This window comes from Aerococcus vaginalis, from assembly GCF_053762225.1.
The window spans coordinates 336,198-349,378 of the sequence record NZ_JBSMYC010000002.1 but is presented as its reverse complement, the minus strand read 5'-3'; the positions used below and the strand labels follow the sequence as shown (position 1 = coordinate 349,378).

Sequence of the window (13,181 nt, the reverse complement as noted above, 5' to 3'; positions counted from 1 at the left end):
ACCATGATTGTTCGCACGACTTGCATGTATTAGGCATGCCGCCAGCGTTCGTCCTGAGCCAGGATCAAACTCTCATGAAAGATTAATTTCACGAGTTATCGTATCTGACTCGTAAAGTTTGCTGACAGTTTATAGTCCGTCAAGACTTTATGAATTGTTTGGGAGAATCTTGTGATTCATTCCCTGCACATTTTGGTTCATCTACTTTATTCAGTTTTCAAAGACCTATCGTGTCGCCCGATGCGACCTAATTAATATAACTTATTATCAGGCGCTTGTCAACACTTTTTTTCGAAATTCTTTTGAAGAATTTTTCGAGCGATTTCCGCTCGCTTGCCTCCCGTAAGAAGCAACTTTGATATAATATCAGCATCCTGAAAGTTTGGCAACCCCTTTTTGAAACTTTTTTAATTTTTCTTTCAGAAATTAATTCTGCTGTTGTTTGAGCTGGCATTCCGGGCATGTGCCGTAGATTTCTACAGTATGTGCCGTGATCTGGAACCCTGTTTTTTCTTCAGCATATTGCTCGAATTCTGTGAGTTGTGGGTAATATAAATCGACAATCTTTCCGCAACATTCGCAGATGACGTGATAATGTTTCTCCATAAAGAAGTCAAAATGGATTGCTTCATCTTTAGCTTTGATTTTCTTTACTAATCCTTTTTGGACAAAGAGATTCAAATTGTTATAGATAGTTGCCAAACTCGTCACAGCAACTTCTTTACGGATCACTTCGTAAATTTTTTCAGCAGTTGGATGTGTATCCGTAGAAATTAAATAGCTCAGGATGGCCTTTCTCTGATCAGTAATGCGAACAGCATCCTGTCTGAGGATGTCGATACTATCGGTCAGTAATTGTTGTTGGTGGTCATCGAGATTAAACATCACAATACCTCCCTCGCGATATTTATTCTTTTTTAATGTGTCACTTGATTCTTTTTTGCTACTATAGTCATAATATGCTATACGGCAATAAAAAGCTAGTTAATGAAAGGAATGGACCGTTACTATGAAATTAGGTGCCCGGACAGTCAAAACGGGAATCGGTGTTGTTATTGCTATGCTGATTGGTAATCTTATTCCTTATATATCGACCATGCAACCTGCGTGGATCGCCATTATCGGACTACAGCAGACGATACAGAAGTCCTGGCGTACATTATTCTCCCGGAGCATTGCCGCACTAACTGGTGGGATTACTGCAGTGATCGCCTATGCATCATTCGGTAATAGTCCGCTCGTTGTGGGTGTGACAGTGATCGTCTTCATCATGATTATGAATACGATCAATCTACAGAATGTGATCGGGCTGGCCAGCATTACTGTTATTGTCATCATGCTGACCCCCGTTGATTCGATCGATTTATTAGTTCAGACCGCATTCTGGCGTGTTATGGAGAATATTGTTGGTGTATTGATTGCTTTCTTCGTCAATCTATTTATCTTCCCGCCGCATTACGATGATCATTTCTATCAACAGATGCATCAAACATCTTCTGAAATTTTGATTCGTTTGCGGGCAATTCTAAGAAAGAACGGCGAATATACGTCACTCAACTCAGATTTAAATTGGACGAGTAAGCAAATTATCGAGATGAAAAAATTACTCGAGCTCGCCAAGGAAGAAATCGTTTGGTTACCGTCGAAGCGTATGGCCCGTGAACGTAAGCTAACGGTGTTCCGAAGTTTTCTCGATGTGCTGACTGAAATGGTTAATCTTCTGCATCTGATTCATACACATACCAATATTCTATTTGAACTGGATGATGATCTGCGTTTTCAGATTCGTGAACGTATCGAAACATTATCAGCAGCAAATGAACAAATCTATCTCAAGTTTGATCGTAAGATTCCACCACAACAGGTTAACTTCTTTGTCCCAACTGAACAACGTCGCCAAAAATTGATGGAGAACTTGTTTAAGGAAGCAAAGATTGAAGGACAACCCGACAATAATAAGTTAAAGAAAAGTAATGCATTAATATTAATTGCAGGTGCAATTGTTAATGTCGAAGATGAAATGATTCATCTTAACGAAATCGTTCGCTCCTACCATACATATCACGATGAAGTGAATGATTAATCGCTATTTAGACAAAATAAAAAAGATGTGATCCAAAAACGGTCACATCTTTTTTATTATCCATCATGATTCAATTATTTATTGCGCACCCGCAGCTGCCTGTCCATTTCCAGCAGGCGTTTGTGGTGCACCTGCTTGTCCACCTTGAGCGTCTGGAGCGACTGCCCCAGGATTACCTGCGCCCGGTACCGCATTTGGATCCATCTGATTCGGTACATTCTGTTCCGCATTCTGCTGTGCTTGCTGTTCCTGAGCGGCTTGTTCTTCACGCTGACGTGCGGCTTCGGCCTCGGCAGCTTCCTGTGCCTGACGTTCCGCTTCACGTTGACGTGCGGTTTCTTCTTCAGCGGCACGCTGTTGCGCAGCTTGAGCAGCAGCTTCGGCTTCGGCAGCTTCTTGTTCTTCTCTCGCTCTCGCTTCCTCAGCTTCTTGCTGTAATTGCTCGATTTCAGCATCATTATCGCCGTTAAATCCTAAGGTTAAAGCCATTTTCTGTTCAGAAAGTTGCTTAACCAATGATTCTACTAAATGTTCATAGCTGTCAGGGGTTAAGCCATCATCGTTGTATTTCTCAAACTCCTGATCGATCAACGCATTTTCTCCGTTAACGAGGTCGAAACTGTTCATTCCTGCCTCATTGAGCCCATCATTGAACTGTTGTACACGCTCGCGATAAGTTGCATCGCTATTAAATTGATTGCTCTCAGCAGGCACAGTCAGGAATAGTACCTGCGTATTTGGATTAGCTATACGCAAATTACGGTAAATTTCACGTGCGTTATCGATACTGTCAGAGACTTCAGCACCATCGCGATAGTCTGCGGCATTTGGGAATACGACCATCGTTAATTCCGCCTGTTCATTGGTAATAGCTTCCCAGTCTGTATCTTCAAGTAACTGTGCACTATTCACGCGGTCATTAGGGTGTTCGCTGTAATTGAGGCGACTCTTGTCCATATCAATTTGACCAGCGACTTGCGTCAAGCCCTCTTTCAACCATTCTCTTGTGTCACCCATATTAGTGATTGCTGAAACATTAACGGTTTGATTTTCTTGGTGAACATAAGCCAAATATTCTGCAATCGTTGCATCGTCTCGATGCTCAGCGAAATCAGTCGTCGGCGTTTCTTTTGATTTTGTTTCTTCCTGCTGTTTTGCAAGTTCTCCGCTGTCTTCTGCTAAGAATTTGTTTTCTTTGTAGCTACCATAAGCATACCCAGAGAAAATAATAATCGCAGCAGCAATGATTGAGACAACAACGATCTTCCATGTGTTCTTTGTTCCTCGCATTGAGATGTTCCTCCCTATTTCTCAATCTACTATTCAATTCATTTTATCATATCCTATGTTAGGAATCATCGCCACTCTCCTGTGCGTTACTTTAATACTTTTTGAAAACTATGCTATAATAAAGTGAATTTTTTCTGAAAAGAAGGGAACATTGTGATGCACCATCCTAAAGAAGGAGAGTTCATCACTGTGCAGAGTTATAAGCATGATGGTACGTTGCACCGTACGTGGAAAGACTGTATGGTGCTAAAAACTAGCGGTGATAGCGTCATTGCCTGCAACGATCATACCCTAGTGATTGAGGATAATGGTCGCAAGTGGGTAACGCGTGAACCAGCACTGCTCTATTTCCATAAGAAGTACTGGTTTAATATAGTGACAATGATTCGCTCGAACGGTATTTCATACTACAGCAATCTTGCGTCACCCTATGTTCTTGACAACGAAGCACTGAAGTATATCGACTATGATCTCGATATCAAGATTTTCCCTAACGGTGAGAAGCGATTGCTCGATAGCGATGAGTATATCGAACACAGTCGTGAAATGGACTATCCCGAAGAAATCGATTTAATCATCAAAAGTCATCTCGATGAGTTGATTCGTTGGATCGATGAGGGGCTTGGTCCTTTCTCGAAGGAATACGTTGATATCTGGTATCGACGTTATTGTCAGCTATGCTACCGGCTAAAAAATCAAAAACAACGCCGCAAGCACAAGAAAAAATCGTATTGATCAGTGCTTATCATGCGCATGTGATGAAAAAACACACGACGATCGGTTATGCCAATTGTCGTGTGTTTTTGATTCTATTGTGCATTCTTCTCATCGAGCACTGCCCAAATTTTATTTTGAACAGTTGGGAATGGATAATGTTCGCTATCAGAGACACTGATCAATTCCCCATCGTATTGTTCTGCCAGCTGTTCACCTTCTGCTTCAGAAACCTGTGTATAGTCGACAGCTATTTGCCATACTTGATGACTGAAGACATGTTTCACTTCGCCGATAGTTTCTGAATCATAAACCACTGACTTTTCTCGAATAGCTTCGGCATTATCTGTATTCGTTTCCTCAAGCGGCACCATCCACATACCGTGTAAGAGTCGCTCCGATTTACGCTGCGTAATTACTACACGGTGCGAAGGCGTTTCATAAATGTGCGCATTGAAATGCAATGTTTTCGGCTTTTTGAGCTTCGATTTAACTGGAAAATCTTCAGCTGTGCCGGTGAGTGTTGCCAAATTGAAATCTTTAATTGGACTATTTGCACTATCTGGATTTTTTGCGCGTTCATAGCTTGAACCTAGATCCATAATGGCTTGATTGAATGCGCCTGGACGTTCGGGACTGATAATCTGCTGAATAATATCACGATAGACGCGTTGTGTTTTCCCTTTGCGAATATCCATCGTAATCGTGAACAGACGACCGAACACACGCATCGCATTCCCATCGACAGCAGGCACCACTTCATCAAATGCAATCGACGCAATAGCTCCTGCTGTATACGGTCCGATGCCCTTCAACTTCAAAATACCCTCATAGTTGCTAGGAAATTCGCCATGGTATTCGGAGACAACCGTCTTGGCAGCGACCTGCATATTACGAGCGCGTGAGTAATAGCCGAGCCCTTCCCACACCTTGAGTAATTCTGCTTCATCAGCCTCAGCTAACGCTTCAATTGTTGGAAAATGCGCTAAAAAGCGACGATAATAATCCTTCACCGTCTCCACCTGCGTCTGCTGCAACATAATCTCAGATACCCAAATGCGATAGGGATCGCGTGTTTCACGCCACGGGAGGTCACGACCATGTTGATCATACCAATCGAGCAGTACCTCTCGGAACAACTTAATCGTACGTTCGCCCCAAATTTGGATGCCTTCGATTGTCTCTCCGGCATCAACAATCGCTGAACGTCCGATCCAATTTTCCGGTCTTTCTACTTGATTGGTCACTTGTTCATCCGTCATATGAATCCTCCAATTCATCCATCACATCATTAATCAGCTCGCGCAGATAACCTTTTTTGATTAATTGCTGCTTTGTGCGATACACGCCATCGTCATATTTCTGGTAGCGACGATAATACTTATCGCGGTCGCGTCGTAAATTAGCCATTTCCTGCGTTTCATCGACTGCTTCTTCCTTCAACGGTTCCAACGCTTCATTAATCACGTCACCGGAAAATCCTTTCTGCGCTAGAAAGGCATACGTTTTCTGCAAACTCGAGTACTGCGATGTTTTTCGCAAATATTGTTGATATTTTTTCTCAGCAAGCGCACGCGCATTTTGCACGGCATCATCTTCGGCATATCCCACTAAGGTTGCTTCAATGATACGATCGGAAACACCTTTTTTTCGTAATTCATACTGTACACGTTTCGGGCTCTTTTGTTTCAGATGAATCGCATCATTCATATAGTGTTTCGCATAACTCGCATCATCCAAATAATTGAGGGACGTCAAATATTCGATAATTTCATCGATTGCATCCGCTTCATCGGTAACGTCTTTCAGTTTATCACGCACTTCTTTGACTGTGCGTGGCATAGCTGCGAGATAGTTGATCGCGGTCTCTATTAACTGTGAACGCTCTTCGGTCTGCTTAACCCGTTTGATTTCTTCATCTGTGAGCGCTTGCCCTTTCACGAGCATCAATTTCGTCAGCGTTCGTTCGCTGATACCTGCGACAAATTCATCATCAATATAGAGATTAAAGCGATTTTTCCGTCTTTTTTGTGCTTCAATTTTTGTAATCGTATTTTTTTGTTTTGAGTTCTCTTGAACCTTTTGATCAACAAATTTCTCGATCTGTTTAGATGATTTCTTGGGCGAAACCTTTTCAGTATTTGCTGCTTTTCGGGTTTCAGCTGTCTTTTCAGTTTTTATTGCTTTTTTTGTACCGATATCTGTTAATTTTACTGGTCGTTGATAGGCCGACATAGGAATCACCTCCATAAAAAAAGTAAGCCACTACTGCTTACTATCATACTTGCTTTTTCATTTTATGTGAAATCCTTAAAATTTAACATCCACCTGCAAACGGCCACCCGCTGCATTCACAATCCCTTGTAGTGTTGCTAAACTGATATTTTGATTCTTTGATTCGACACGCGAGATATAACTCTGCTTGCGTCCGGAGATTTTCGCAAGCTCCATCTGCGATAAGCCTTTTTCTAATCGAATCTTCAATAATACATCCGCGGCAATATTGCTGGCCTGTTTGCGTGCTAATTCCTTGCTAGCTTTTGATACTGTTTCTGTCCCTGTTTGTCTTCCCATAGTCAGCCCTCACTCATTAATAATATTTTTCAAAAGCTAGTATATACCACTCATATTTCTGAATAAAAATGGTAACTCCTGATTTTCAACGACCTTTATAAAAATTTAATTTTTTACTAACAAATAAAAAGTGACCGACAAGCTGCCGGTCACTTTACTTCATGAATGACTAACCTTCGTAGCCATTCGGATTATTTTTCTGCCAGTTCCAAGAATCACGGCACATATCTTTCAAGTCGCGCTGCGCAGTCCAACCTAACAATTCTTTTGCTTTGGATGGATCTGCAAATGTTGTAGCGACATCTCCTGAACGACGCGGTGCCATTTCATAAGGCACTTCGATGTCGTTAACTTCGGAGAAAGTATGCACGAGATCCAATACAGAATACCCCTCACCTGTGCCCAAGTTTACGGCTTCGACACCGTGATGTTCCTTCGCATATTTCACCGCAGCGACATGTCCCTGTGCCAAGTCGACCACGTGGATGTAGTCACGGACACCTGTTCCGTCCGGGGTATCATAGTCATCACCGAAAATACTCAAGTGGTCACGTTTCTTGATAGCAACTTGCGTAATGTACGGCATCAAGTTATTTGGAATACCGTTTGGATTTTCACCGATACGCCCGCTCTCATGTGCACCGATTGGGTTAAAGTAGCGGAGTAATACGACAGACCAACTGTCATCAGAATGGCTCAAGTCTGTCAAGATACGTTCGCCGATCACTTTCGTGTAGCCGTATGGGTTGGTGGCAGAACCAGTTGGCGCACTTTCCTTCAATGGCGATACACCTTCGCTACCGTAGACCGTTGCGCTAGAACTGAAGATGATATTCTTCACATCGTGTTTGCGCATGACTTCTAGAACGGAAATCAATCCACCTGTGTTGTTGTGGTAATACTCCAATGGTTTTTCGACGGATTCACCGACTGCTTTGAACGCTGCAAAGTGAATTACCGCATCGATTGATTCTTTTTCAAAAACTTCGTTTAATGCGTCCTGATCTAAGATATTAATCTTGTAGAAGGTTGGACGCTTGCCTGCGATCTCTTCGATACGATCAAATACTTTTTCATTGCTGTTGGACAAGTCGTCCACAACGACAACATCCATACCAGCATTTAATAATTCTACCGTGGTGTGTGAACCGATATAACCGGCACCACCTGTCACTAAAATTGCCATCGTATTCCTCCTCGATAATTATAGGTCTATCATACCATTTTTGCGTATAAGAAAAGAGAGGTATCTGACCTCCCTTTTCGTGCAGTATAATAGTTATTTAGTTTACACGATTTTCATCGTCACCATTTTCGATGATGTTCAACGTTGACTGTAATGCGAAGAATACCATGTTTTGAACGGATTCATCCGTATAGTAAGCCAAATGTGGTGTGTAGGAAACATCGTCACGAGCAATTAATTCTTCAAGTAACTTGTCTTCCATTTCCTTGTCTTTCCAGTCGTGTTTCACGTAATCGAATTCGTTTTCGTAAGTGTCTAACGCAGCGAAGCCGATACGACCTTCTTTTAAGGCATCGAGTAAAGCTGGTGTGTCGATCAATGCGCCACGACCAGCATTAACTAAAACCTGGCCTTTTTTTGAGTGTTTGAACATTTCAGTATCAAAAATGTGGATGGTATCCTCCAATGCAGGTAGGTGCAAAGAAATCACGTCAGCTTCTTTCATGATTTCTTCAACCGTATCGCGATATTCCAAAATCGATTTAATTTCTTCATTTTGGTAAACATCGTAACCTAAAATCTTAGCTCCAAAACCATTGTGGGCAATCTTAGCAACTTCACGTCCAATACGACCAGTACCAATAATACCTACCGTGCAATTAGCTAAACGAGCACCACGGACTTCGTCACCTTCGAGGAAAGTGTGTTGACGAGAGCGATTGTATACTCGATACATATGACGCAATCCATTCAACATCTGTGCCACAGAAAATTCTGCGATTGATCCTGGAGAATAAGCAGGAACATTTGTGATAATAACATCGCGGTTCTTTGCTTCTTCCAAATCGAACGGATCAAAACCAGCCATACGCTGAGAAATGTTGTGGATGTTGTTTTCCTGTAATTTAGCGTAAACGTCATGATCAACTTTTGCGTATTGGTAAGTTGTCACACCATCTGCATCCAAACAACGATCAACCGTTTCATTGCTCAAGATATCTTCATCTGTTACAACTTCAATTTCTGGGTGATCTTTTTTCCACGTTTCGATGAATGGTACTTCTGCCTCACTCACACCGTACATATAAATTTTAGTCAAGGTAATTACTCCTTCCGCCAATCAAATTATATTTTTCACAGCACAGTCATTATATTCTTTACCAGCGAAATTGTAAAGAGTTTCACGCGTATTGAAATCGGATTCATTTTATACTGTTTATAAATTCACTTATTTAATCTTATACTCCGACTTCAACTCCATAATGATGTCGCGCAATTCGGCAGCACGTTCGAATTCCAAATTCTTCGCAGCCTGATGCATTTCCATATCCAGGTTCTTGATCGCTTCCTGCTTGTTCTTGTAGTCCATATCCGCCAGTTTGTTGGAAAGATTTTCCTCTTCGTCGCCCTGCTGTGCACTCGCAATCGTAATGTTATCGCGAATTTCTTTATGGATCGTCTTCGGTACGATGTCATGCTCTTTGTTGAAGGTTTGTTGAATCCCACGTCGACGTGCCGTCTCATCCATCGCAAATTGCATCGAATCCGTAATATGGTCAGCATACATAATCACGTGTCCATTCTCATTGCGTGCCGCACGACCGATCGTCTGAATCAACGACCGTTGATTGCGTAGGAAACCTTCCTTATCAGCGTCTAAAATCGCAACTAGAGAAACTTCCGGCACATCGATCCCTTCACGCAATAGGTTAATCCCGACGAGGACGTCAAACATGCCGAGACGCAAGTCACGAATAATTTCCGTACGTTCCAGCGTTTTAATATCACTGTGGAGGTACTTCACCTTAATCCCCGCTTCTTCGAGGTAATCGGTTAAGTCCTCTGCCATCTGTTTCGTTAAAGTGGTGACAAAGACGCGCTCTTCTTTTTCGATACGTTCATTAATCTCACTGATTAAATCATCAATCTGTCCATCGATCGGGCGTACTTCGACATTTGGATCGAGTAATCCGGTCGGACGAATGATCTGTTCAACATAGTGCTTATCGGATTTTTCGAGTTCATAATCACCCGGTGTCGCTGATACATAAATCGTCTGATTCAAACGCTCTTCGAATTCTTCCAATTTCAGTGGGCGGTTATCCAAGGCACTTGGCAAACGGAAACCATACTCGATTAAACGCTCTTTACGGGCTTTATCACCGTTATACATCCCGCGTAACTGAGGCACTGTCATGTGTGATTCATCGATCATCAGTAAAAAATCATCCGGGAAGAAGTCCAATAAGGTGTACGGCGGTTCTCCTGCTGCACGTCCGTCCATATGACGCGAATAGTTCTCGATACCATTTGTGTACCCCATCTCCAACAGCATTTCGATATCATAACGCGTACGCTGTTCCAGACGTTCCGCTTCGAGCAACTTACCCTTTTCCTTAAATTCAGCGAGCTGTTCTTCCAGTTCCTTCTCAATACTTTCAACGGCTTTGTGGATTTTATCGTAATCAACCACAAAGTGCGTCGCTGGATAGATCGGATAGTGCTTGATATCACCGAGAACTTCTCCTGTCAGCGCATCAATCTCGCGGATACGATCCACCTCATCACCGAAAAATTCTACGCGGATCGCCTGATTTTCACGTGACGGTACAAAAACTTCCACAATATCTCCGCGCACACGGAACGTTCCACGTCTAAAATCAATGTCATTGCGTTCGTACTGCATATCGACGAGACGACGCATCATTTCATCGCGATCCATCATCTCGCCTTCGCGTACGGACAGCACATGTTCTGCGTACTCTCTCGGGTCCACTAATCCATAAATACACGAGACGGATGCCACGATAATCGTATCGCGTGCTTCCAAAATGGCACTGGTCGCCGAATGACGCAGTTTGTCGATCTCATCATTGACCGATGCACTCTTCTCAATATAGCTATCGCTCGATGGCACGTACGCTTCCGGTTGATAGTAGTCATAATAGGAAACAAAATATTCCACATGATTATTCGGGAAAAATTCTTTTAACTCACCGTAAAGCTGCCCCGCCAACGTTTTATTGTGTGCGAGCACTAAGGTCGGTCGTCCTGTTTCAGCAATGACATTCGCCATCGTGAACGTTTTTCCGGTCCCGGTACCTCCGAGCAGTACCTGTGATTTATCCCCGTGATTGATCCCATCGACTAATTCCTTAATGGCCTCGGGTTGATCACCGTTCGGTTTGTAGGGAGATACCAATTCAAAAGGGGTATTAGTTGGTGTTGCCATAACTGAAATTCACTCCTCGATTAATTAACGCTTGCATCGAACCGTCGAATTCTGTACAATGTTTCTGTTACTGATTTATTTCACTATACCTTAAAACTGAAAAATGGAGGTGTCAACTATGCCGATTATTCAATCCGCAATCAAACGCGAACGTCAATCTACTAAAGCAAACAAACAAAATGCTTCTCAATTGAGTACAATGCGTACAGCGATCAAACGTTTCAACCAAGCTGTTGAAGCAGGCGCTGATAACAAGGAAGAATTGTTCCGCAACGCTACCAAATTGGTTGACAAAGCGGTCGCTAAAAACCTTATCCACAAAAACAAGGCAGCCCGCGAAAAAGCTCGTATGGCTTCTAAATTAAACTAATCGATGCCTAGGCATTGAACACAAAAAGAGGAAAGTTCATTCATTGTGCTTTCCTCTTTTGTTTTGCCTTTAAACCATAAAAAAAAGGTGCGCAACCTCTGATGAGATCACGCACCTCGTGTAAACGTCAATATTTTAATGATTGACTCACTAATTAATCAATGTCGTACAAGCCAGATGGTGCATCGGAAATGTCGATCATCACATTCTTCACCTGACTGTAGGCTTCGAATGCATGTTCATCATTTTCACGACCAATACCGGATTTCTTGTAACCACCGAATGGCGCACCTTCTGGTAACAAGTCGTAGCAGTTAATCCATACACGACCCGTTTCCATCGCGCTTGCGACACGCAATGCACGGCTGATATCTTTTGTGAAGACACCGCCACCAAGACCGTATTCAGAGTCGTTAGCGAGATCAATGACTTCTGATTCGTCCTTGAACTTCATCACAACGACAACGGGTCCGAAGATTTCTTCACGAGCAATTTCAGAGTCCTGTGCAGCGTCTGTAATCAACGTCGGTGGGAAGTAAACACCTTCACCGAATTCACCAGTGGTTAAGCGTTCACCACCCGTAACGATGGTTGCACCTTCTTCTTTTGCACGTTCAACGAAACCATTAACTTTCTTGCATTGGTTTTCGTTAACTTCCGCACCGATTTGTGTATCTTCTTCCCAAGGCATACCAGCTTTAACCTTTTCAAAAGCACGTTTCGTACGTTCAATGTATTCATCATAGATGTCTTCTTGAACGTAAACACGTGAACCGGCAGAACATACTTCCCCTTGGTTGAAGAGAATACCCATCAACGTCCCATCGACAGCTTCATCGAGGTTTGCATCGTTGAAGATAATGTTGGCACTCTTACCACCGAGTTCAAGGGTTGAAGGAATCAAGCGATCAGCTGCCTGTTTAGCGACAGAGTAGCCGACTTCTGTTGAACCGGTGAATCCTAATTTCTTGAAGCCTGGGTGTTTCAAGACAGCGTCACCAGCTGTGCTACCGCTACCCGTCACGACGTTAACAACACCGGCAGGAATGATATCTTTAGTCAAGCGCATCAATTCAAGTAATGATAATGATGTTGAGCTTGATGGTTTAATCACCACTGTGTTCCCTGCTGCCAAAGCTGGTGCAAGTTTCCAAGCAGCCATCAATAATGGCAAGTTCCAAGGAACAACCTGTCCAACAACACCGTATGGTTCATGCCAAACGAGTGATAATACATCGTTATTAATCTTACGCAATGAGCCTTTTTCAGTCTCAATCAACCCAGCAAAGAAGCGGAAATGTTCCGCAGCCATTGGAAGGTCGTGCGTTTTGGATTCGCGGATTGGTTTACCGTTATCCATTGTTTCTACAAGTGCTAAGTGTTCGAGGTTTTCGTCAATCACATCAGCAATTTTATTTAACATTGCTGCACGTTCTTGACGTGTCCATGTACGGTATTCTTTAAACGCTTTTTCCCCAGCTTTTTGAGCTTTGTCAACATCAGCTTCACTCGCCGCTGCAATTTCAGCTAAGAATGAGCCATCAGCTGGAGAAGTTACTTTCATGGTTTCGCCGTTTGCTGCATCGACGAATTCACCATCAATGAATAGTCCGTAACGTTCTTGTAAATTCAATTTTGGTCTCTTAGACATTAATAGTCCTCCTGTCCTTGATTACAAAACAATAGTAACTTTTCACCAACAACAATTATGACCTTAACGCTAATTTGTGAA

General features: G+C 42.7%; 12 protein-coding genes and 1 rRNA gene. 3 read left to right on the top strand and 10 right to left on the bottom strand.

Translation table 11 applies throughout. The annotated features are described in order from the left end of the window. Positions 1-80 (bottom strand): 16S ribosomal RNA (locus tag ACWOEX_RS03990); the annotation flags it as partial. Positions 81-426: 346 nt separating this feature from the next. After that, on the bottom strand, positions 427-885 hold the full coding sequence (locus ACWOEX_RS03985) for a Fur family transcriptional regulator (RefSeq protein WP_455298151.1): 459 nt from the start codon (positions 883-885) through the stop codon (positions 427-429). A gap of 124 nt (positions 886-1,009) precedes the next feature. Between ACWOEX_RS03985 and ACWOEX_RS03980 the strand changes: the two genes are divergently transcribed. After that, complete coding sequence (locus ACWOEX_RS03980; RefSeq protein WP_455298149.1) at positions 1,010-2,083, top strand: FUSC family protein; 1,074 nt, start codon at positions 1,010-1,012, stop codon at positions 2,081-2,083. Positions 2,084-2,161: 78 nt separating this feature from the next. Here ACWOEX_RS03980 and ACWOEX_RS03975 read toward each other — a convergent pair whose 3' ends face one another. After that, the gene (locus ACWOEX_RS03975; protein ID WP_455298147.1) at positions 2,162-3,373 is read right to left on the bottom strand and encodes a hypothetical protein; all 1,212 of its coding nucleotides are present in this window, start codon (positions 3,371-3,373) and stop codon (positions 2,162-2,164) included. A gap of 156 nt (positions 3,374-3,529) precedes the next feature. Between ACWOEX_RS03975 and ACWOEX_RS03970 the strand changes: the two genes are divergently transcribed. Further along, positions 3,530-4,108 carry a DUF402 domain-containing protein gene (locus ACWOEX_RS03970; RefSeq protein WP_455298177.1) on the top strand — a complete coding sequence of 193 codons (579 nt, stop codon included), beginning with the start codon at positions 3,530-3,532 and terminating at the stop codon, positions 4,106-4,108. Between the two features lie 74 nt (positions 4,109-4,182). On the opposite strand, the gene mutY is transcribed toward ACWOEX_RS03970, so the two are convergent. The 6 genes from mutY to uvrB all read right to left on the bottom strand — a co-directional run bounded on the left by mutY (position 4,183) and on the right by uvrB (position 11,079). After that, positions 4,183-5,349 (bottom strand): A/G-specific adenine glycosylase, encoded by a 1,167-nt coding sequence (gene mutY / locus ACWOEX_RS03965; protein WP_455298145.1) that lies wholly within the window; start codon positions 5,347-5,349, stop codon positions 4,183-4,185. Further along, positions 5,339-6,322: a RecX family transcriptional regulator gene (locus ACWOEX_RS03960; RefSeq protein ID WP_455298143.1), complete on the bottom strand. Its 984-nt coding sequence runs from the start codon at positions 6,320-6,322 to the stop codon at positions 5,339-5,341. Before ACWOEX_RS03960 ends, mutY begins: the two co-directional genes overlap by 11 nt. A gap of 75 nt (positions 6,323-6,397) precedes the next feature. After that, positions 6,398-6,661, bottom strand: a complete 264-nt coding sequence (locus tag ACWOEX_RS03955; RefSeq protein WP_455298141.1) for a helix-turn-helix domain-containing protein — start codon at positions 6,659-6,661, stop codon at positions 6,398-6,400. Positions 6,662-6,830: 169 nt separating this feature from the next. Continuing rightward, positions 6,831-7,847 carry a UDP-glucose 4-epimerase GalE gene (gene galE, locus ACWOEX_RS03950; RefSeq protein WP_455298139.1) on the bottom strand — a complete coding sequence of 339 codons (1,017 nt, stop codon included), beginning with the start codon at positions 7,845-7,847 and terminating at the stop codon, positions 6,831-6,833. A gap of 97 nt (positions 7,848-7,944) precedes the next feature. After that, positions 7,945-8,946, bottom strand: a complete 1,002-nt coding sequence (locus ACWOEX_RS03945) for a D-2-hydroxyacid dehydrogenase (protein ID WP_455298137.1) — start codon at positions 8,944-8,946, stop codon at positions 7,945-7,947. A 129-nt stretch (positions 8,947-9,075) separates the two neighbouring features. Further along, entirely contained in the window at positions 9,076-11,079 is a 2,004-nt protein-coding gene (gene uvrB / locus ACWOEX_RS03940) for an excinuclease ABC subunit UvrB (RefSeq protein WP_455298135.1), read from the bottom strand. Positions 11,080-11,197: 118 nt separating this feature from the next. Here uvrB and rpsT point away from each other — a divergent pair, with 118 nt between their 5' ends. After that, the gene (gene rpsT, locus ACWOEX_RS03935) at positions 11,198-11,449 is read left to right on the top strand and encodes a 30S ribosomal protein S20 (RefSeq protein ID WP_455298133.1); all 252 of its coding nucleotides are present in this window, start codon (positions 11,198-11,200) and stop codon (positions 11,447-11,449) included. Positions 11,450-11,603: 154 nt separating this feature from the next. Here the strand turns inward: rpsT and ACWOEX_RS03930 are convergent, their stop codons facing one another. Next, a complete protein-coding gene (locus ACWOEX_RS03930; RefSeq protein WP_455298131.1) occupies positions 11,604-13,100 on the bottom strand; it encodes an aldehyde dehydrogenase family protein in 1,497 nt (498 codons plus the stop codon). Positions 13,101-13,181 lie beyond the last annotated feature (81 nt).

What these genes read in the sequence shown, in the direction of transcription:
- ACWOEX_RS03975 (WP_455298147.1), bottom strand. Translation starts at nt 3,373, where the DNA reads ATGCGAGGAACAAAGAACACATGGAAGATCGTTGTTGTCTCAATCATT.
- rpsT (WP_455298133.1), top strand. Translation starts at nt 11,198, where the DNA reads ATGCCGATTATTCAATCCGCAATCAAACGCGAACGTCAATCTACTAAA.
- uvrB (WP_455298135.1), bottom strand. Translation starts at nt 11,079, where the DNA reads ATGGCAACACCAACTAATACCCCTTTTGAATTGGTATCTCCCTACAAA.
- ACWOEX_RS03930 (WP_455298131.1), bottom strand. Translation starts at nt 13,100, where the DNA reads ATGTCTAAGAGACCAAAATTGAATTTACAAGAACGTTACGGACTATTC.
- galE (WP_455298139.1), bottom strand. Translation starts at nt 7,847, where the DNA reads ATGGCAATTTTAGTGACAGGTGGTGCCGGTTATATCGGTTCACACACC.
- ACWOEX_RS03980 (WP_455298149.1), top strand. Translation starts at nt 1,010, where the DNA reads ATGAAATTAGGTGCCCGGACAGTCAAAACGGGAATCGGTGTTGTTATT.
- ACWOEX_RS03960 (WP_455298143.1), bottom strand. Translation starts at nt 6,322, where the DNA reads ATGTCGGCCTATCAACGACCAGTAAAATTAACAGATATCGGTACAAAA.
- ACWOEX_RS03955 (WP_455298141.1), bottom strand. Translation starts at nt 6,661, where the DNA reads ATGGGAAGACAAACAGGGACAGAAACAGTATCAAAAGCTAGCAAGGAA.
- mutY (WP_455298145.1), bottom strand. Translation starts at nt 5,349, where the DNA reads ATGACGGATGAACAAGTGACCAATCAAGTAGAAAGACCGGAAAATTGG.
- ACWOEX_RS03985 (WP_455298151.1), bottom strand. Translation starts at nt 885, where the DNA reads ATGTTTAATCTCGATGACCACCAACAACAATTACTGACCGATAGTATC.
- ACWOEX_RS03970 (WP_455298177.1), top strand. Translation starts at nt 3,530, where the DNA reads ATGCACCATCCTAAAGAAGGAGAGTTCATCACTGTGCAGAGTTATAAG.